The organism is Nonomuraea guangzhouensis, from assembly GCF_019396345.1.
Taxonomy (GTDB): domain Bacteria; phylum Actinomycetota; class Actinomycetes; order Streptosporangiales; family Streptosporangiaceae; genus Nonomuraea; species Nonomuraea guangzhouensis.
In genome coordinates, this window is the sequence record NZ_JAHKRM010000003.1 from 109,700 (window position 1) to 127,497 (window position 17,798).

The 17,798-nt window shown below is 70.7% G+C and carries 21 protein-coding genes; 6 read left to right on the plus strand and 15 right to left on the minus strand.

Annotated features, from left to right (window positions below):
• The 3 genes from KME78_RS06280 to KME78_RS06290 all read right to left on the minus strand — a co-directional run bounded on the left by KME78_RS06280 (position 1) and on the right by KME78_RS06290 (position 3,137).
• Entirely contained in the window at positions 1–1,251 is a 1,251-nt protein-coding gene (locus tag KME78_RS06280) for a cytochrome ubiquinol oxidase subunit I (RefSeq protein ID WP_219527815.1), read from the minus strand.
• Positions 1,252–1,347: 96 nt separating this feature from the next.
• Positions 1,348–2,016 carry a response regulator transcription factor gene (locus KME78_RS06285; RefSeq protein ID WP_219527816.1) on the minus strand — a complete coding sequence of 223 codons (669 nt, stop codon included), beginning with the start codon at positions 2,014–2,016 and terminating at the stop codon, positions 1,348–1,350.
• A complete protein-coding gene (locus KME78_RS06290) occupies positions 2,013–3,137 on the minus strand; it encodes a sensor histidine kinase (protein WP_246650550.1) in 1,125 nt (374 codons plus the stop codon). The genes KME78_RS06285 and KME78_RS06290 overlap by 4 nt, the downstream gene beginning before the upstream one ends.
• A gap of 66 nt (positions 3,138–3,203) precedes the next feature.
• Here KME78_RS06290 and KME78_RS06295 point away from each other — a divergent pair, with 66 nt between their 5' ends.
• Complete coding sequence (locus KME78_RS06295) at positions 3,204–3,416, plus strand: hypothetical protein (protein WP_219527817.1); 213 nt, start codon at positions 3,204–3,206, stop codon at positions 3,414–3,416.
• On the opposite strand, the gene KME78_RS06300 is transcribed toward KME78_RS06295, so the two are convergent.
• A complete protein-coding gene (locus KME78_RS06300) occupies positions 3,417–4,430 on the minus strand; it encodes a fatty acid desaturase family protein (RefSeq protein ID WP_308126828.1) in 1,014 nt (337 codons plus the stop codon).
• Between the two features lie 197 nt (positions 4,431–4,627).
• Here KME78_RS06300 and KME78_RS06305 point away from each other — a divergent pair, with 197 nt between their 5' ends.
• A complete protein-coding gene (locus KME78_RS06305) occupies positions 4,628–5,950 on the plus strand; it encodes an FAD-dependent monooxygenase (protein WP_219527818.1) in 1,323 nt (440 codons plus the stop codon).
• Here KME78_RS06305 and KME78_RS06310 read toward each other — a convergent pair.
• Both KME78_RS06310 and KME78_RS06315 read right to left on the minus strand, forming a co-directional pair.
• A complete protein-coding gene (locus tag KME78_RS06310) occupies positions 5,872–8,769 on the minus strand; it encodes an ATP-binding protein (RefSeq protein WP_219527819.1) in 2,898 nt (965 codons plus the stop codon). The two genes, KME78_RS06305 and KME78_RS06310, sit on opposite strands and share 79 nt — an antisense overlap.
• Positions 8,770–8,804: 35 nt before the next feature.
• The gene (locus tag KME78_RS06315; RefSeq protein ID WP_219527820.1) at positions 8,805–10,055 is read right to left on the minus strand and encodes an FAD-dependent oxidoreductase; all 1,251 of its coding nucleotides are present in this window, start codon (positions 10,053–10,055) and stop codon (positions 8,805–8,807) included.
• Between the two features lie 64 nt (positions 10,056–10,119).
• On the opposite strand from KME78_RS06315, the gene KME78_RS06320 reads away from it, so the two are divergent.
• A complete protein-coding gene (locus KME78_RS06320; RefSeq protein ID WP_219527821.1) occupies positions 10,120–10,722 on the plus strand; it encodes a TetR/AcrR family transcriptional regulator in 603 nt (200 codons plus the stop codon).
• On the opposite strand, the gene KME78_RS06325 is transcribed toward KME78_RS06320, so the two are convergent.
• Entirely contained in the window at positions 10,645–10,938 is a 294-nt protein-coding gene (locus KME78_RS06325) for a multicopper oxidase domain-containing protein (protein ID WP_219527822.1), read from the minus strand. The genes KME78_RS06320 and KME78_RS06325 overlap by 78 nt on opposite strands.
• Positions 10,938–11,336, minus strand: a complete 399-nt coding sequence (locus KME78_RS06330) for a hypothetical protein (RefSeq protein ID WP_219527823.1) — start codon at positions 11,334–11,336, stop codon at positions 10,938–10,940. The genes KME78_RS06325 and KME78_RS06330 overlap by 1 nt, the downstream gene beginning before the upstream one ends.
• 171 nt (positions 11,337–11,507) lie before the next feature.
• On the opposite strand from KME78_RS06330, the gene KME78_RS06335 reads away from it, so the two are divergent.
• On the plus strand, positions 11,508–12,689 hold the full coding sequence (locus tag KME78_RS06335; RefSeq protein WP_219527824.1) for a sensor histidine kinase: 1,182 nt from the start codon (positions 11,508–11,510) through the stop codon (positions 12,687–12,689).
• Entirely contained in the window at positions 12,686–13,339 is a 654-nt protein-coding gene (locus tag KME78_RS06340) for a response regulator (RefSeq protein ID WP_219527825.1), read from the plus strand. The genes KME78_RS06335 and KME78_RS06340 overlap by 4 nt, the downstream gene beginning before the upstream one ends.
• Here the strand turns inward: KME78_RS06340 and KME78_RS06345 are convergent.
• The 6 genes from KME78_RS06345 to KME78_RS06370 all read right to left on the minus strand — a co-directional run bounded on the left by KME78_RS06345 (position 13,336) and on the right by KME78_RS06370 (position 16,771).
• On the minus strand, positions 13,336–13,725 hold the full coding sequence (locus KME78_RS06345) for a VOC family protein (protein ID WP_219527826.1): 390 nt from the start codon (positions 13,723–13,725) through the stop codon (positions 13,336–13,338). The two genes, KME78_RS06340 and KME78_RS06345, sit on opposite strands and share 4 nt — an antisense overlap.
• A complete protein-coding gene (locus KME78_RS06350) occupies positions 13,694–14,020 on the minus strand; it encodes an ArsR/SmtB family transcription factor (protein ID WP_219527827.1) in 327 nt (108 codons plus the stop codon). The genes KME78_RS06345 and KME78_RS06350 overlap by 32 nt, the downstream gene beginning before the upstream one ends.
• Positions 14,021–14,085: 65 nt before the next feature.
• On the minus strand, positions 14,086–14,421 hold the full coding sequence (locus KME78_RS06355; RefSeq protein ID WP_219527828.1) for an antibiotic biosynthesis monooxygenase family protein: 336 nt from the start codon (positions 14,419–14,421) through the stop codon (positions 14,086–14,088).
• Positions 14,422–14,519: 98 nt separating this feature from the next.
• Positions 14,520–15,095 carry a helix-turn-helix domain-containing protein gene (locus KME78_RS06360; protein ID WP_219527829.1) on the minus strand — a complete coding sequence of 192 codons (576 nt, stop codon included), beginning with the start codon at positions 15,093–15,095 and terminating at the stop codon, positions 14,520–14,522.
• Positions 15,092–15,811: an alanyl-tRNA editing protein gene (locus KME78_RS06365; protein WP_219527830.1), complete on the minus strand. Its 720-nt coding sequence runs from the start codon at positions 15,809–15,811 to the stop codon at positions 15,092–15,094. The genes KME78_RS06360 and KME78_RS06365 overlap by 4 nt, the downstream gene beginning before the upstream one ends.
• A gap of 21 nt (positions 15,812–15,832) precedes the next feature.
• Entirely contained in the window at positions 15,833–16,771 is a 939-nt protein-coding gene (locus tag KME78_RS06370; RefSeq protein ID WP_219527831.1) for a beta-ketoacyl-ACP synthase III, read from the minus strand.
• Positions 16,772–16,816: 45 nt separating this feature from the next.
• Between KME78_RS06370 and KME78_RS06375 the strand changes: the two genes are divergently transcribed.
• Positions 16,817–17,422, plus strand: a complete 606-nt coding sequence (locus KME78_RS06375) for a TetR/AcrR family transcriptional regulator (protein ID WP_219527832.1) — start codon at positions 16,817–16,819, stop codon at positions 17,420–17,422.
• Between the two features lie 64 nt (positions 17,423–17,486).
• Here the strand turns inward: KME78_RS06375 and KME78_RS06380 are convergent, their stop codons facing one another.
• Positions 17,487–17,699, minus strand: a complete 213-nt coding sequence (locus tag KME78_RS06380; RefSeq protein WP_219527833.1) for a hypothetical protein — start codon at positions 17,697–17,699, stop codon at positions 17,487–17,489.
• Between the last annotated feature and the right edge of the window lie 99 nt (positions 17,700–17,798).

A 17,798-nucleotide genomic window follows, 5' to 3' on the forward strand; every position in this document is an offset into this window, starting at 1 on the left:
TCAGAAGGTCAGAGTGGGGGCTACGAGCGCAAGTGGCCGGTCGCCCAGCGTGACGGCGTCCGGTCCCTTGCGGGCGGTCCTGGCCAGCAGCCAGTAGTTGACCAGGATGAGCACGGCGAACACGGTGACGAACGCGGTCAGCGAGAACCTGATCTGGCCGTACGACACCGGTGACATGGCGTCGGCCGTCTTCAGCAGGCCGTACACGGCCCAGGGCTGGCGGCCCATCTCGCGGAAGATCCACCCGGCGATCATGGTCACGAACGGGACGGGGATCAGCGCGGTCAGCAGCCAGTGCCAGGGCCGGAAGCCGCGCACGACCGGCCGGAACAGCATCAGCAGGAAGCTCACCCCGGAGACGAAGAAGAGCACCGCGAAGAGCGTCAGCATGGTGATCCCGCCGGCATGCACCCAGCCCAAAGGTGGCAGGTAGTCACCCGGGCCGTACTTGGCCACCATCTCCGCCTGCGCCTCGGCCAGCCGGTGCGTGCTGCCCGACCAGGCGGCCAGCTTGGTCGGCTGCAGCGTCTGGAAGCCGATGCCGCCGAACGTCGCGGTGAACAGCGTCGCGGGCAGCGCCACGCCGATCCCGAGGCGCAGCGACTTGCGGAAGAAGTCCTGCTCGGCGGTGCGCTTGGCCAGGTGGTAGGCGCTCACTCCGGCCATCAGGAAGCCGCCGACGATCAGCGCGCCGCCGCCGATGTGGAAGAAGGCGACCAGCGCCGCCGGGTTGGCCACCAGCGCGCCGAAGTCGGTGAGTCGCAGGACACCGTCCTTGAGCTGGTAGCCCACCGGGTTCTGCAGGAAGCCGTTGGAGATCAGGATCCAGAACGCCGAGGCGTAGGCCGTCAGCGTGACGACCCAGATCAGCGCCAGGTGCGCCCACCGGTTCAGCTTGTTCCAGCCGAAGATCCACAGGCCCAGGAAGGTGGACTCGATGAAGAACGCCACGATCGTCTCGATCGCCAGCGAGGAGCCGAACACGTTCCCGGCGAACTCGGTGAGCCCGCTCCACGACAGCCCGAGCTGGAACTCCATGACCAGCCCGGTGACGATGCCCATCGCGTAGTTGATGATGTAGAGCTGGCCCCAGAACCGGGTCATCCGCAGGTGTACCGGGCTGTTGGTCAAGGTGGCCCAGGTCTGGATGACGGCCACCAGCGTCGCCAGCCCGAGGGTCAGCGCGACGAACAGGAAGTGCGCCCCCGCGGTGAGGGCGAACTGCAGGCGGGCGAGGTCTACGGTCTCCATGCTCAGAGGTTCCGGTCAAGGTCACCTCCGCCGCGTCATGCCGGGGCGTGCACCTGTCGTACACCTGTGGTGTCAACGGGCCGCCCGCCGTACATCTCAGGGAGTAAGCCAGCCCGGGGTGATCATGCCGGCCTCGTAGGCGAGCACCACGATCTGCGCCCGGTCGCGCGAGCCGAGCTTGGTCATGATGCGGCTGACGTGCGTCTTGGCCGTGGCCGGGCTGAGCACCAGCCGGGCCGCGATCTCGTCGTTGGACAGCCCGGCCGCGACCAGCGCCATGACCTCCCGCTCGCGCTCGGTGAGCGCGTTGAGCCGGGGGCCCGGCTCCGGGCGCTTGACCCGGCCGGCGAACTCGGCGATCAGCCGCCGGGTCACCGAGGGCGCGATCAGCGCGTCACCTCTGGCCACCACCCTGACCGCGTGGATCAGCTCGGCCGGCTCGGTGTCCTTGACCAGGAACCCGCTCGCGCCCGCCCGCAGCGCGCCGTAGACGTAGTCGTCGAGGTCGAACGTGGTCAGGATGATCACCTTGACGCCGTCGAGCCGCGGGTCGGTGACGATCACGCGGGTCGCCTCCAGGCCGTCCATCTCGGGCATCCGGATGTCCATCAGCACCACGTCGGGCCGCAGCTCGCGGGTCCTGGCCACGGCCTCGGCGCCGTTGGCCGCCTCGCCGACCACCTCGATGCCGTCCTCGTCGCTCAGGATGGACCGGAATCCGGCCCGTACGAGGTTCTGGTCGTCGGCGAGCAACGTGCGGATCATCGCACTCCGTTCAGTGGAAGGTCGGCGACGACCAGGAAGCCGCCGCCAGGCCGGGGACCCGCCTCCAGGGTGCCGCCCAGCGCGGTGGCGCGCTCGCGCATGCCCCGCAGACCGAACCCGCTCCCGTCGGTGTACGTCGCTCCCGGCCCATCATCCTCCACGCGGATCACGATATGTCCGGACTGGTTGGTCACGCTCAGCCGCGCCTCAGCGGTTCCCGAATGCCGGGAGACGTTCGTCAGGGCCTCCCTGATGATGCGGGTCGCGGCCAGGTCCACCTCGGTCGGCACCTCGTCCAGCGGCCCGGACAGCTCGGTCCGCACGTCCAGCCCCGAGCCGGCGACCAGCGCCTCCATCCGGGCCAGGCTGTCGGCGGGCGCGGTCGGCGCGCCCTCGTCCACCTGCCGCAGCACCCCGAGCGTGGTCCGCAGCTCGCGCAACGTCTCCTTACTGGTCTCCTTGATCGTCCTCAGCGCGGCCTCCGCGTCCTCCGGCCGCTTCTTCAGCCCGTGCAGCGCCGCCGCGGCCTGTACGTTGATCATCGAGATGTTGTGCCCGAGTACGTCGTGCAGCTCCCTGGCGATGCGCAGCCGTTCCTCGCTCGCCCGCAGCCTGGCCTCCTCCTCCTTGCTGTGCAGGGCGTCGAGCACGCGCCGCTCGGCCTCCCGCAGGTAGGCGCGGCGGTTGCGGGTCACGCCGCCACCGGCGACGGCGGCCACCACCCAACCGGCGATCATCAAGAACATGCTGTCGTCCACGTGCCGGGTCCCGCCGGTCTCGCCCAGCCCCATGGCCAGCAGCGAGGCCGCGCCCGCGGCGATGGCGGCGATCAGATGGCCCAGCTCGGCGGCGGTGTACAGGACCACGAACGACAGGACGATCACCGGCCCGTCGAGCCGGGCGAACGGGTAGTAGAACGCGACGGCCATCAGCACGATGATCAGCGCCGCCACCGGATAGCGCTGCCGTACCAGCACCCCGGCACTTGCCGCGAGCGGCAGCAGGACGTCCAGCGCGTTCGGCGCGATGTCCGGATGGAGGAAGGACGTGGCGACCGTGCCCGCCAGCACGGCGATGACCACCGCGAGCGACACGATGGTGCCGGCCGACAACGTCCGCATGCCGCCCATTCTGTACGTCCTGCCCGCCAGGTGCCCAACCGCCCCGCAAATGGGTAGAGCCGGAGCATGAGCGTAGAAGACGAGTTGCGTCAGGTCGAAGAGGACCTGACCAGGTTGCGAGCCCAGACCAAGGATCTGCGCGACCAGATCGGTGACATGGGCGCCACCGACCAGGTGGAGATCGGCGCGATGATCAGCATGGCCGACGAGCAGGAAGAGCTGATCGCGGACCTGGAACGTCGCCGCGACGACCTCCTCCGGCGTCGCGACGGCGGCTGATCAGCGTAGTGGGGCGCCCACTTCGTGCAGGTGACGCAGCGCCTGGCCGTAGGAGGCGAACAGCCCGGTCTCCAGGTAGCTGACACCCAGATCGGCGCAGTACTGCCGGACGATCGGCTGGGCCTTGCGCAGGTTCGGCGACGGCATGTTGGGGAACAGGTGGTGCTCGATCTGGTAGTTGAGTTGGCCGAGCGCCACGTCCACGAACACGCCGCCCTTGACGTTGCGCGAGGTCAGCACCTGCTTGCGGAGGTAGTCGAGCTTGTCGGCCTTGGTGAGGATCGGCATGCCCTTGTGGTTCGGCGCGAACGTGCTGCCCAGGTAGACGCCGAAGAGCCCCTGGTGCACCAGCACGAAGACCAGAGCCATGCCGATCGGCAGCACGGTGAAGACGATGCCGAAGTAGCAGGCGAAGTGCGCCAGCAGCAGCGCCCCCTCCATCCTGCGGTGCTTCGTCGTCGGCGCGAACACCGCCTTGACACTGGCGATGTGCAGGTGCCAGGCCTCCAGCGTGAGCAGGGGGAAGAACCAGAACGCCTGCCACTTGGCGATGAACCTCGGCAGGCCCCGGCTCCGGCGCACCTGATCGGTCGACCAGACGATCACGGCAGGGGAGACGTCGGGGTCCTCGTCCTCGTGGTTGGGGTTGGCGTGGTGGCGGTTGTGCTTGGTGTTCCACCAGCCCCAGCCCAGCCCGATGCCGAAGTCGCCGATGAGCAGCCCCACGACGTCACTTACCCGGCGGGTCCTGAAGACCTGCCGGTGCCCCAGGTCGTGGGCGACGAACCCGATCTGCGCGGAGGCCACGCCGAGCGCGACGGCCACCAGCAGTTGCCACCATGAGTCGCCGACCCACCAGAACAATGCCCACATACCGACGTATGCGGCCAACACCAGGGTCAGCCGCACGGCGTAGTAGACGGGACGCCGGTCAAGCAGGCCGGCGTCCTGGATTTGTCGGGCCAGTTTCGCGAAGTCACTACCACGGGTTTCGAGCGTGCCTGTATCGGCCACAGGTCTCCTCACTTAGAGGTGGAAGTTGCCCCCACCCTGCGCATTCTCCGTGATGACGGGAGATCACGGCTAGTATCCGCCGTCGCGCCTGCAAATAGTCTCGTCTAAGTCAAGCCATGGTTACGCCCATGTCGCACGCGAATCCCGTGGCAGCCGCTGACAGAGATCTGGCAGCGGTCGCGCGCATCGTGGCCGGCATGACACACGTACTCATCGTCGGCTCCGGGCCGACAGGACTGACCCTGGCCATCGAGCTCGCCCGCCGCGGCGTGGACCTGCGCATCGTCGAGAGGTCGGCCGAGCCGCCCACGGGAGTGCGCGGCAAGGGGCTGCAGCCCCGGACGCTGGAGGTCTTCGACGACCTCGGCGTCATCGACGAGATCCTCGCCACCGGGAGCGGCTACCCGGGCATCAGGAGCTACAAGGGCGAGCAGATCGTCTGGGAAGGCCGGATGGACGAGCCCAAGGAGCCGTCGCCGGGTGTCCCGTACCCGAACCTGACCATGCAACCGCAGTGGCGCACCGAGCGGATCCTGCGTGACCGGCTCGCGGAGCTGGGCCATCGGGTCGAGTTCGGCACCGAGGTGACCGGCTTCGAGCAGGACGGGCAGGGCGTGACCGCCACGCTCGGCGGCGGCGAGACCGTCCGCTGCGCCTACCTCGTCGGCGCCGACGGTGGCCGCAGCACCATCCGCAAGCGGCTCGGCGTCGGCTTCGCGGGGGAGACGTACGAGAGCGAGCGCATGCTGCTGGCCGACGTCAAGACCGGCGACCTGGACCGCGACTACTGGCACCTCTGGGGCTCCATGGAGGAGCAGGTCATGTACTTCGGCCTCTGCCCGCTGCCGAACACGGACGTCTTCCAGCTCGTCGCGCCGTACACGGGCGAGGACGACCTGCGCGCGCTCGTCACGAAGCACGCCCCGCACGTCCACCTCGACGAGATCCTGTGGCGCTCGGACTACCGGGCCAACGTCCGGATGGCCGAGCGGTTCCGGGTGGGCCGGGTGTTCCTGGCCGGGGACGCCGCGCACGTGCACTCGCCGGCCGGCGGGCAGGGGCTCAACACCGGGGTCCAGGACGCGTACAACCTGGGCTGGAAGCTCGCCGTCGGCTCGGCGGCGCTGATCGACACCTACGAGGACGAGCGGATGGCGGTGGCCGCGCACGTGCTGGGTCTCAGCACCCGGCTGCACCGGGAGCGCGACATCGAGCGCGGCGACGACACCAACCAGCTCGACCTGGCCTACCTCGGCAGCGCCCTGTCCGTGGGCGAGCGGGGCGGCGAACGCCTGGGGACGCTCTTCGACGAGCAGCGCGGCACGCACTTCCTGCTGCTCGGCGCCACCGGCCGGGAGTACGGCGACGCGATCAGGGTCCTGCCGCCGCTCGACGGGCAGGAAGGCATCATCCTGGTCCGCCCCGACGGCTACATCGGCTATCACGGGGACGAAGGCGGGCTCAGCGCGTACCTCTCGGGGTTCGGGATCGACGCCCCCTTGACCAGGGCCTCCTCATAGCGCCGCGCGCCCAGTGCCGCCCGGCAGCGCGCGGCCAGCGCGACCACGAACGGGTCGGCCGACTCGCTGATCCCGCGGAGCACCCTGGCCGCCCCCAGCAGCTCGGCGGCCGTCTGGGGCTCGCGGTGCTCGGCCACGCCTTCGAGCACGGTCGCGCGGGCGGTCCTGTCCTCGCAGATGGCCATGAGCTCCAGCGCCCTGCGCAGCGGCTCGTCCGGCTCGGCGACGCGGGCCAGCTCGACGTTCATGAACGCCCTGAACTGGGGAGGAGCATCCATGTCCATCGCCAGGGCGCTGCGCAGCAGCCGGGCGGCCTCACCCCGATCGCCGGAACGCCTGGCCAGCTCGGCCCTGGCGTGCGTCACCCGGGCGATGGTCAGCGAGTCTTCGGACCGCAGCGCTGCCTGCCAGGCCCGCTCCAGGGCGGTGGCGGCGCCGGCGTGGTCGCCCGAGCGCGTCATGAGCTGGCCGAGCCGCAGCAGGAAACTCATCGGCCCGAGCGGCGCCCCCAGCGCGGCGAGCTCCGCCGCGATCGGCTCCGGCTCCTTGGCCAGGACCAGCGCGCGGGCGAAGTCGCCGCGGTTCTCGGCGGCCAGCGACAGCCAGTAGTAGGCGGTCCACTGTCCCCAGCGGTCGCCGGTCCTGCGCAAGCCGTCGAGCGCCGGCTCCAGCAGGGACTCGGCACCGGCGACCGCCCCGTACTCGAACCGGACGATGCCCGCCACCAGCAGCGCCGTAGACCTGGTCCAGGTGTCGGGATGATCGCGCAGCCGCTCGGCGCCCGCCTCCGTCATGGCCACCACGTCGGGGGGCGGACCCAGCGCGCTGCCCATCGCCCACGAGTGCAGCGCCGCCGGATGGTCCGACTCCAGGATCGCCCGGGTCGGCTCGGCGCCCATGGCGGCCATCATGCAGAGCCCGTGGGCCAGCTCCCGCCCCTCGGGCGGGACCTCGCCGACCCGGCGCAGCACGGCGGTCGCGTGCGCGGTGATCTCGTGCCGCCGCCCGCGCATCATCCACGGCCACAGCCTGGGCAGGATGACCCGGAGCGGGTCGTCGGAGTGCCGGAGCGCCGCGTCCAGATTGCCCTGCTCGGCGTCGAGCAGCGCCAGCCACTTGACCTGCTCGCCCGTCCGCAGGTGCGGCTCGGCGGCCTCGGCCAGCTCGGCGTAGTAGCGGGCGTGGGCCTGCCTGATCTCCGGGAGGTCGCCCGTGACGTACTGCCTGATCGTCTCCAGCATCGTGTAGCGGTCACCGGAGACCGCGATCAGCGACTTGTCGACCAGCGAGGAGAGCAGCTCCAGGTCACCGCCGCAGATCCGGGCGATCGCCTTGGCCGTCGCGCCGCCGGAGAACACCGACAGCCCCCGCAGCAGCTCCCGCTCCTCCTCCGACAGCAGGTTCCAGCTCCAGTCGATGACCGCGCGGAGCGTGCGGTGCCTGGGCTCGGAGGTACGGCTGCCGCGGAAGGCCAGCCGGTCGCCGAGCTGCTCGACCAGCATGGACACCGACATCGTCCGCAGCCGGGCGGCGGCCAGCTCGATGGCCAGCGGGATGCCGTCGAGCTCGCGGCAGATCCGCGCCGCCTCGTCCGGCGCCAGCACCAGGTCGGGGCGGGCGGCGGCGGCCCGGTCGCGGAGCAGCTCCACGGCGGGCTCCTGCGGTAACGGGAGCACGGGGTGCAGGGACTCGCCGGGGATGTTCAGCGGCTCCCTGCTGGTGGCGATGATCCGCAGCCCGGCCACCTCGCCCAGCAGCCACTGCGCCACCCGCGCGGCCTCGTCGATCAGGTGCTCGCAGTTGTCCAGCACGATCACGGGTGACGTGCCGCGCAGCGCTCTGACCAGGTCGGACGTCTTGAGCACGGCTTCCAGCGCGGCCCGTACCCCGGCGGCCGGGGCCAGCTCGACCAGCCACACCCCGTCGGGCACCCGCAGCGTCGCGGCGGCCTCGACGGCCAGCCGGGTCTTCCCCGCCCCGCCCGGCCCCACGAGGGTGATCAGCCGGGCGTCCGTCAGCGTCCGGATCCGGGAGACGTCGTCGTTCCGCCCGACGAAACTGGTCAGCCGGGCGGGCAGGTTGGTCCGCGGCGCCGGTTCCTCGTCACGCAGCGCCGCGAGGTGCGCTTCGCGCAGCTCGGCTCCCGGATCGACGCCCAGTTCGTCGGCCAGCTCCGCCCTGATCCGCTCGAAGACCTCCAGCGCCTCTCCCCGCCGCCCGCTCGCCACCATGGCCCGCATCAGCAGCGCGTGGAACGGCTCGCGCAGCCGGTGCTCGGCGACCAGCTCCTCCAACTCGGCCACGAGGTCGCCACCCCCGACATCGCCGCCCACGACATCGCCACCTCCGACATCGCCGCCCACGATGCCGCCGCCCGCGGCGAGGTCGTCGGCGATCCTGGTCGCCAGCGCCGCCAACCGCAGCTCCTCCAGCCGCGCGGCCGGAGCCTCCGCGAAGGGCAGATCGACACCGGCCAGCGCCGGTCCGCGCCAGAGCGCCAGCGCCGCGTGCGCGTCGCCCGCGCGGGTCAGCCGCTCGAACGCCCACGCGTCCACCTCACCGGCCGGGACGTCGAGCAGGTAGCCGTTCGGATGGGAGGCGATCAGGCCAGGCGCCTCCCTGCGCGCCCTGGACACCAGCGACTGCAGCGCGGCCATCGGATGCTCGGGCGGCTCACCCGGCCACAGGTCGTCGATCAACCGGTCGGTCGTCACCACCCGCCCAGGGTCGAGCGCCAGCCGTACCAGCAGCGCCCGCACCCGCGCGCCGCCGACCGCGGCCCCCGCAACCTGGAGCGGCCCCAGGATCCCGATCCGCATCCACCCTCCAAGCCTCGCCCCCTACGGTACGGCGCTCACGCGAAGACCTTCGCCTTGAGCGACGGGAAGCGCTGGACCGTACGCAGGAACGTCTTGAAGCCGATCCTGGCGGCCCGGCTCTCGCCGATGAACTGCTCGGCCGCCCGGAGCGAGTCCCGCACGGCCGCGAAGCCGTACTCGCGCATCCGCTCCTCGTAGTCCGCGATGGCCTCGACCGTGTCCCGCCCGCCGGTCAGCGCCAGGCAGAGCAGGCGGGCGTCGCGTAGCGCGGTGTTGGCGCCGATGCCGCGCATCGGCGTCATGCTGTGGATGGCGTCGCCGAGCAGTGTGATGGTGGTGGCCGGCCACGGTTCGATCGGGATCGAGGTACGGATCGGCAGCAGCGAGACCGTGTCGGGGTCCGACAGGTCGATCAGCTTGCGCAGGTCGGGATGCCAGGACTCGACCATCCCCGCCACCGCCTGCTTGAGCCGGACGCCCGGCAGCACGGCGACGTCGGCGGGGAAGCGGTCCTTGGTGGCGCCCACGGCCCACAGGATGTAGCTGCCGGCGTTGTCCATCAGCGCGCCCCGCTGCTCGGTCGCCCCGATGGCGCCGACCGGCGCCACGTCGCCCAGGTCGTGCGGGGCGCAGAACAGGCCGAGGCCCTTGGGCGGGACGACGGTGTTCGGCCCCTCGACGAGCCGCCGGGAGATGAGCGCCCTGGTCTCGTCGGTGAGCGGGAACTTGCCGGCCACCGTGGTGATGCCGGTGTCGACCCGTTCGGCGTGCGGCAGATACTGCTTGCGCACCCGCGAGTTGCCGCCGTCGGCGGCGACCACGATGTCGGCCGTGTCGCTGGACCCGTCGGCGAAGAACAGCTCGACGCGCCCGTCGGGCAGCCGCTCATAGCGCTCGTACGTCTTACCGAACCGCACCACCTCCTCCAGCCCGCTCAGCAGCACCTGCCTGAGCGTGATGCGGCTCACGGAGTGGTGGTCGTCGACCGGGTCGGCCGCGGGCGGGGTCTCGATCAGCGCCAGCGTCCTGAGGCGCTCGGTGAGGAAGCCGAAGTCCTGACCACCATGCCCGGTCGTGGCGAGGAACGCCTGCCAGAGTGCCGCCGGCAGGCAGTCGTGGAGGGCGCGGGCGCCGTTGGGGTCGATGTGCACCCGGTAGCCCTGCAGCCGGTCGGCCGGGGTGCGGTCCCGCTCGTAGACGGTGACGTGCTTGCCGGCCTTGAGCAGTCCTTGGGCGAGGCAGAGGCCGCCGACCCCGCCACCGATGATCGCGATGTGCTCTGTCATGTCCACGACTATCAACCGTACGGATAATTCTGTCAACCATCCGGATGGATGATAAAGTCCGGACATGAGACGAGAGCCGGAGGAGAAGCAGCGCGACCCGGAGCGCACCAAGGCCCGCATCCTGCAGGCGGCGCTGGAGGAGTTCGCGGCCAAGGGGTTCGCGGGGGCGCGGGTCGGCGAGATCGCGGCCAGGGCCGGGGTCAACAAGCAGCTGATCTCTTACTACTTCGGCGGTAAGGAGGGGCTCTTCCGCGCGCTGAACACCCGCTGGCAGAGCGAGGAGAGCGTGTTCGCCGACCGGGGATCGTCGCTGGGCCGGCTCGTCGCGGGCTACGCGCGCGCCAACTCCAGCCGCCGCGAGTTCGGCAAGCTGATGCTCTGGCAGGGGCTCACCGACGACGGCCCGCCCGATCCCGCCCTCGCCGAAGACGTGCGGCGCGACCTGGAGCATCTGCGCGCCCGCCAGGAGGCCGGGGAGTTCCCCGCCGACCTGGACCCGGCCGCGTTGATGGTGGCGCTGTTCGGGATGGCCGCGGCCGGGATCGCCTTCCCGCAGCTCGTCCGTGCCGCCTGCGGCCTCGACCCGGGCTCACCTGAGTTCGGCGACTACTACGCCGAGCAGTTGGAGAGACTGGCCGACCACTTGCGCGACGCTCCGGCTCCGTAAGCCGTCGAACCGGATGAGGATCTCGGCCCGCCCGCCGCTGTCGAGGTTCACGGTGTCCTTCCAACCGTGGTTGAACGGCCCGGGATCGTCGTTGCCGTCCTTGCCGACGACCTGGAACGGGGCCAGGTGGATGTGGATGGGGTGCTCGACGTTCTGCGAGCGGATGATCCATCGTTCGGCGGCGCCGAGCCTGAGCAGCGCCCGTCTGGACAACATCAACGCACCCCGCGCAGGCGCTGTAGCAGCACCGCGAGCAGGCCGCAGGCCGCCCCCCAGATCAGGTTGGTGATGAGGATGGACACGCTGCCGAAGATCACGACGAGGGGGCCGCGCAGTGCCAGACCGCTGGTCGCGATGGCGACGACCCCGTACAGGAGGCCGGCGAGCACCAGCGTCAGCACGGGCCTGCGCACCTTGGTCAGCCCGACGATGAGGATCCAGGCCAGCGAGATCGCGACCGTCAGGACGATCGGCGTCGCCGGCTTTCCGAGCGCGTCCGACAGGCCCACGATGGAGAACAGCGGCCGAATGAGTGCGATGCCCGCCAGACCGACAATGAGCAGCCAGTTGAGCGAATGAAGAAGGGACTCCGGAGGTTGCTGGTTCGACGTCATGCGGTCGAACGTACGAACGCGTGGTCCCGCCGCGCATCGCCCCTCAAGCGTCATTTCGCGGCCCGTTTGTACGTCGAGAAGCGACATCTGCGCGGTCCGGCCCGACCCGCCGCGCACCAGGCCGCAGACTAGGACGGGACAGGCGAGGCATATCAGAGCAGGACGGATCGCATGTTCCAGCACGGACGACCCCAGGACGCTGACGGCGTCCCGGATTGGGTGTTCCTGACCCTCGTCGCCTGTGGACAGACGTTCGCGATCTCGCTCATCATCGCGGTCGGCGCCCCGAGCAGCGGCTACAGCGGGTGGGGCGCTTACGCCTTCGCGAGTGGGTTCGGCGTCCTGCTGCTCGCGCACCGAGCCGCCCCACTCGCGGTGCTCACGACGACCATTCTCGGCATCTTCACCTACTACGCCATGGACTATCCACCGATCGGCATGGCCGCCCCCGCCGCCGCAGCGCTCTACTTCGCCGCCGAACGCAGGAACATCCGGTGGCCACTGGGCGCGGGAGTGGTACTGCTGGCCGTGTCCGCCTTCTTCCGAGCCGTCAACGAGCACCAGCCGGGCGACGTTCTGTCCTACGACCTGCTGACCAACGCCGCACTGATCGCCTGCGCGATCGCACTCGCCTCAACCGTGCGAAGCCGCCACCAGCTGCGCGAGCAACAGGAAGTCATCATCACTCTGGAACGCGAGCGAGAACGCGACCGCCTCGAACGCGCCATGCAGGAGGAGCGCATCGGCATCGCCCGCGACCTGCACGACACGATCGGGCACGCCCTGGCTGTCGTCACCGTGCACGCCAACGTCGCCGGCGAGGCCGTCGGGCGCGACGACGCCACAGTGACCCGATCGCTGTCCAACGTGACCGACGCCACCACGCGATCTCTGCGCGAACTCCGTGCCACCGTGTCCATGCTGCACTCCCCGGCGCGGACGGGCCACGGCGATCGCGCGCCCCACACGCTGGAAGGCATCCAGACCATCATCGAGACCGCCCGGCAAGCCGGTCTCGCCACGCGCGCCGAGCTGGCCGCCGACCCGGCGCGCGTGCCACCCACGATCGCCACCGCCGCCCACCGCATCGCCCAGGAGGCCGTGACCAACGTGATCAAGCACGCCGGCGCGACCACCCTCACCGTCACGACCAGGATCGAAGACGACACGCTCTACCTGACCATCGGCGACGACGGCAAGGCGACAACCGAGCCGAGCGTGGGCGGGCGCGGCATCGCCGGGATGCGCGAGCGGGCGGCCCTCCTGGGAGGCGCACTGAGCACCAGCAGGTCGTCGACGTCCGGCACCGCCGTGAGCGCCCGGCTGCCGCTGACCCGGGAGCCCCGTACATGATCAGGATCGTCATCGCCGAGGACGAGCCGCTGCTGCGCTCGGGCCTGCGCGCGCTGGCCGAACACGACAGAGACATCGCCGTCGTGGCCCAGGCCGGCGACGGCCAGAGCGCGGTCGACTCGGTACGCGCGCACCGGCCCGACATCGTGCTCATGGACATCCGCATGCCCGTGCTCGACGGCATCACCGCCACCAGGCGCATCCTCGACGACCCCAACCTGGACAGCGTCCGGATCATCGTGCTCACCACGTTCGACGAGGACGAGAACGTCTTGGACGCGATCCGCTCGGGCGCCTCCGGATACCTCCTGAAGGACATCAAGCCGCAGGACCTGCGCGATGCCATCCGCCTCGTGGCCGGCGGCCAATCGCTGCTCGCGCCGTCGATCACCGAGAAGGTCATGCGCGCCGCCGCCTCGGCGCACCCGCGGACCAGGCCGGAGCTGGTCGAAGGCCTGTCCGGCCGCGAACGCGAGGTCCTGGCCGCGATCGGGCGCGGCCTGAACAACCAGGAGATCGCCGCCGAGCTGTTCATCAGCCCCGAGACCGCACGCACCTACGTCAGCAGGCTGCTCACCAAGCTGCCCGCCCGCGACCGCACCCAACTGGCCATCATCGCGTACCAGAGCGGCCTCGCAGGGAGCGGTTAGCCGGCCTGGTGAGCGATCTGGATCAGGTTGCCGCAGGTGTCGTCGAGCACGGCGGTGGTCACCGGCCCCATGTCCACGGGCTCCTGGGTGAAGCGCACGCCGAGGCCGCGGAGCCGCTCGTACTCGGCCTTGACGTCGTCGACGGCGAAAGAGGTGAAGGGGATGCCGTCGGTGACGAGCGCCTCCTTGAACGGATTGACCGCCGGGTGGGCGCCGGGTTCGAGCACCAGCTCGGTGCCGTCCGGGTCCTGCGGCGACACCACGGTCAGCCACCGGTGCTCGCCGAGCGGGATGTCGTGCTTCTTCACGAACCCCAGCACCTCGGTGTAGAAGCGCAGCGCCTGCTCCTGGTCGTCAACGAACACGCTCGCCAGGTGGATTCTCATGCCGGTCCCCTTCGGGCTTGGTGAGCCACCGCTCGATGATCGGTTCGAGCGGCGTGGTGTTGATGTAGTGGAACTTGTACCGGCCCTCACGCCTGGTCTCGACCAGGCCGGCAGCCTCGAGAACGTCGAGATGCTGCGAGATCGCCTGCCGCGACGAACCGAGCCCATGCTTGGTGGTCAGCCGGGCGCAGATCTCGAAGAGCGTCTGTCCGTTGCGGTCGGTCAGCTCGTCGAGGATCGTCCGGCGCGTGGAATCGGCCAGGGCCTTGAAGACGTCACCCACATGCCGCACCATAGGCAAGTGGATGCTTGCATGTCAACTGAAGGATCGGCTAATGATCGGCCTCGGCCCGATGAGGGTCAGCTCTTGGGGGCGGCGCTCTGGACGACCTCGAACGACCAGACCTGCGATCCGGAAGCGGCGGGCCCCTGGCCGTGGCCGTGCCCCTGGGCGGCCTGGGCCTGCGCGTGCCCGCGCTGGAAGGCCTGACCCTGCTGCCACGTCTGGAAGTCGTCCTCGCTGCGCCAGCGGGTGTAGACCAGGTACTGGTCGGTGCCCTCGACCGGCCTGAGCAGCTCGAACCACTCGAACCCGTCGGCCGACTCCACCATGCCCGCCCGGTTGGAGAAGCGTCGCTCCAGCTCCTCCCGCATCTCCGCCGGCACGGTCAGGACGTTGATCTTCACGACTGACAACGGAACCCCTCTCCTCCCCTCCAACGCTAGCGTCAGCGCGCGACGCCTCGCGATCTGGGTACGCGCACCGCGCGGAGGGCGCCGAACCGTCCGGCTTCTCAGCCGGCGACCGGGGAGGCGATGACGACGGTGACGTCGGCGGGGATGTCGTCGGTGCGGTAGCGGTGCGGGGCGTCTCCGGCGAAGGCCAGCATGTCGCCGGCCGCCAGGCGGCGGAGATCGTCGGCCGGACCTGCGAGGAGGCTGCCGGAGGAGACCAGGAGGTGCTCGGTCGTGCCGGGGGCGTGGGGGATGCCGTCGACGGTGGTGTTCGGTGGGAGGCGCAGTCGCCAGATCTCCAGGCTGTGGCCGCCGCTGATGCGGCGCAGCAGTTCGCGGGTGGGTTCGTCCTGGCCGGCGATCGTCGAGGCGATGTGCACGGTGCCGGGGTCGCCGTGGCGGATGAGCAGGTCGGTGAGCGGGATGGCCAGGGCGACGGCGATGGAGTCCAGGGTGTCGATGGTGGGGTTGCCCATGCCCGCCTCCAGCTGTGACAGCGTCGCCTTGCTCAGCCCGGTCCGCCGGGCCAGCTCGGCCTGGCTCATGCCGCGCTGCTGCCGGCGGCGCTGGATCTGGGCACCGGCAGCGGCGGCGGCACTGCTGGTCGGACGGCGGTCCCGGCCAGGGGCGCTCATCGCGACGACCTGTGCGCGGCGGTGTAGGAGACGCGGACGCGGCCCTTCTTCAGCTTCACGGCGGAGATCGTCACCTCTCGCAGGTCGGCGAGGCTGCGCACGTGAGTGCCGCCGCAGGGGGCGGCGTGCATGTCGCCGAGCCGTACGACGCGGTGTCCCTCGTCGTCGAGTTCGGCGGTGACCGGCAGGTCGTCGGCGATGGCCGCGGCCACGAACACGCGCAGCCGGTCGGCGGCCTTCTCCCTCTCCTCGCCATCGGCGAGCCGCGAGCCGGCCTCGGGCGGGGTGAGCTCGACGCGGGCCTGGCCGGGGAAGTGGTTGCTGCCGGCCAGCGTCCAGCCTTCGGGCCGGCCCGCCGCTTCGACGAGGTGGCCGGCGGTGTGCAGCGCGGCATGCAGCAGGCGCAGGTCGGCGTCGATGCGCGCGCGAACGACATCGCCCTCGGACAGGCCGTCCAGCCCGGCACCCTGGCTCTCGGCCGCGTGGAGCACCACGAGGCCGGTCCCGGCATGGCGTACCGGGACGACCTCGCACTCGCCCAGCCGGCCGCGGTCGGCGGGCTGGCCGCCGCCTTGCGGATGGAAGATGTTGTGCCGCACCGCGACCCACTTGCCACCGGTCTCGTCGTATCCGGTCGCGGTCACGCTGGTGTCGACGCTGGTGAGGTAGGTGTCCTCCAGGTAGAGGGCGTTCTGTGCTCCGATATGATGAACCATAGGTTCACTATATCGAACGCTTCACGGGCAGTGGACGATCATGCCCGCGTACGACAGGTTCCCGCCGAACCCGAAGAGCAGCATCGGCGCCCCCCGCCGCACCTCACCCCGCTCCAGCAGCTTCGACAGCGCCAGCGGGACGCTCGCGGCCGAGGTGTTGCCCGACTCGACCACGTCACGGGCCACGATCGCGTTGACCGCGCCGATCTTCTGCGCGATCGGCTCGATGATCCGCAGGTTCGCCTGGTGCAGCACCACGGCCGCCAGTTCCTCCGGCTGGACGCCGCCACGCTCGCACGCGCGCCGGGCGATGTCCGGCAGCCGCGTGGTGGCCCAGCGGTAGACGGTCTGGCCGTCCTGGGCGAACCGGGTGGGCGTGCCGCCGATCCGCACCGCATCGCCCAGCTCGGGGGCCGACCCCCAGACGACGGGCCCGATCTCCGGCTCCGCCGCCGCGCTCAGCACCGCGGCTCCGGCGCCGTCGCCGGTCAGTACGCACGTCGTACGGTCGCTCCAGTCGGTCACGTCCGTCATCTTGTCCACACCCACGACCAGCGCGTGCGTGGCGGCACCCGCCCTGATCGTGTGGTCGGCCATGGCCAGCGCGTGGGTGAAGCCGGAGCATGAGACGCCCAGGTCCATGACGGCCGCGTCCGGCACGCCGAGCTTGGCGGCGACGCGGGAGGCGATGTTCGGGGCTCTCTCGGTCTGAGTGCAGGTGGCCACCAGCACGAGGTCGATGTCGGACGCGTCGAGCCCGCTGCCCGCCAGCGCCTTGGCCGCCGCGTGTCCGGCCAGCTCGGTCACGCCCTCCTCCGGCCCGGCCATGCGCCTGGTACGGATGCCGACCCGCTTGGTGATCCACTCGTCGGAGGTGTCGACCATGGCGGCGAGGTCGTCGTTGGTCAGCACTTTGGCGGGCTGGTAGTGGCCGGTGGCGACCATGCGTGATCCGTTCATGGGCCGGACTATAGCAACCGACCGTTCGGACGCTAAAGTGGGCCGATGAGTCCGCGTAGATCCGTGGCGGAGGCCCTCGGCACCCGCTTCGCCATCCTCGACCGCTCGGTCGGCATCGCCTCCGTCGAGGGGCTGGAAAGGCTGACCATCGGCCGTCTCGCGACCGAGCTCGGCATGAGCAAGTCCGGTGTCCTCGGGCACTTCGGTGCGAAAGAGGCGTTGCAACTGGCGGTGCTGGAGCGGGCGGGCGAGGTGTTCCGCGCGGAGGTCTGGGAGCCCGTCGTACGGATCGAGCCTGGAATGCCACGGTTGCGGGCGCTCTGCGAGGCCTGGATCTCCTACCTGGAGCGCGGGGTCTTTCCCGGCGGCTGCTTCTTCGTCGCCGCGGCCCATGAGTTCGACGGGCGCGCGGGGGCGGTGCGGGACGCGGTGGAGGCCCGGTTCGACACCTGGCGGGCGCGGCTGCTCAAGGAGACGCGGCGGGCCGTGGCCGCCGGGGACCTGCCGGGGGGCACCGATGCCGATCAGCTGGTGTTCGAGCTGACCGGCCTGGTCATGTCGCTGAACCACGCCCTGCAACTGCACGGCGACCGCCAGGCCGTCGAATGGGCGCGCCGGGGCGTACGGGCTCGCCTCGGCATCATTTCGTGAAAGGGCACGCTCAAGACGCCGCTCGTCCCCGCTGGGTGCGGCGTCGGTAAGGGGGTCGGTCCGGTCAGCTCTCCGAGAGCTCCTCGAAGAGCGTCAGCGCCGCCTGGCGTACGTCCTGCGGTGCGAGTCCGTCGAGCGTCTGCCTGGCCTGGATGACGTCGCGCGTGGTGGCCAGCGTGATGGCCACGGACGCGGCCGCCGCGCGGTCCAGCGAGCCCGCCGGCGCGGCGTCGGCCAGCTGCTGGGCGCTCGCGGCGAGGTCGAGGTTGTCTCTCAACGGGCCTCCTCGGTGATAGCGGGTAGCGGGTCGGCCCATTGCATCACCTGGAAGGGTGTTTCATCCACTGTTAGGGCCGTTCCCGGGTCGTCGGTCGAA

Coding starts and splice junctions, on each gene's coding strand:
- KME78_RS06310 (WP_219527819.1), bottom strand. CDS start 8,769: ATGCGGATCGGGATCCTGGGGCCGCTCCAGGTTGCGGGGGCCGCGGTC.
- KME78_RS06305 (WP_219527818.1), top strand. CDS start 4,628: ATGACACACGTACTCATCGTCGGCTCCGGGCCGACAGGACTGACCCTG.
- KME78_RS06315 (WP_219527820.1), bottom strand. CDS start 10,055: ATGACAGAGCACATCGCGATCATCGGTGGCGGGGTCGGCGGCCTCTGC.
- KME78_RS06360 (WP_219527829.1), bottom strand. CDS start 15,095: ATGAGCGCCCCTGGCCGGGACCGCCGTCCGACCAGCAGTGCCGCCGCC.
- KME78_RS06285 (WP_219527816.1), bottom strand. CDS start 2,016: ATGATCCGCACGTTGCTCGCCGACGACCAGAACCTCGTACGGGCCGGA.
- KME78_RS06330 (WP_219527823.1), bottom strand. CDS start 11,336: ATGACGTCGAACCAGCAACCTCCGGAGTCCCTTCTTCATTCGCTCAAC.
- KME78_RS06350 (WP_219527827.1), bottom strand. CDS start 14,020: ATGGTGCGGCATGTGGGTGACGTCTTCAAGGCCCTGGCCGATTCCACG.
- KME78_RS06365 (WP_219527830.1), bottom strand. CDS start 15,811: ATGGTTCATCATATCGGAGCACAGAACGCCCTCTACCTGGAGGACACC.
- KME78_RS06335 (WP_219527824.1), top strand. CDS start 11,508: ATGTTCCAGCACGGACGACCCCAGGACGCTGACGGCGTCCCGGATTGG.
- KME78_RS06370 (WP_219527831.1), bottom strand. CDS start 16,771: ATGAACGGATCACGCATGGTCGCCACCGGCCACTACCAGCCCGCCAAA.
- KME78_RS06325 (WP_219527822.1), bottom strand. CDS start 10,938: ATGTTGTCCAGACGGGCGCTGCTCAGGCTCGGCGCCGCCGAACGATGG.
- KME78_RS06345 (WP_219527826.1), bottom strand. CDS start 13,725: ATGAGAATCCACCTGGCGAGCGTGTTCGTTGACGACCAGGAGCAGGCG.
- KME78_RS06295 (WP_219527817.1), top strand. CDS start 3,204: ATGAGCGTAGAAGACGAGTTGCGTCAGGTCGAAGAGGACCTGACCAGG.
- KME78_RS06375 (WP_219527832.1), top strand. CDS start 16,817: ATGAGTCCGCGTAGATCCGTGGCGGAGGCCCTCGGCACCCGCTTCGCC.
- KME78_RS06290 (WP_246650550.1), bottom strand. CDS start 3,137: ATGCGGACGTTGTCGGCCGGCACCATCGTGTCGCTCGCGGTGGTCATC.
- KME78_RS06320 (WP_219527821.1), top strand. CDS start 10,120: ATGAGACGAGAGCCGGAGGAGAAGCAGCGCGACCCGGAGCGCACCAAG.
- KME78_RS06280 (WP_219527815.1), bottom strand. CDS start 1,251: ATGGAGACCGTAGACCTCGCCCGCCTGCAGTTCGCCCTCACCGCGGGG.
- KME78_RS06340 (WP_219527825.1), top strand. CDS start 12,686: ATGATCAGGATCGTCATCGCCGAGGACGAGCCGCTGCTGCGCTCGGGC.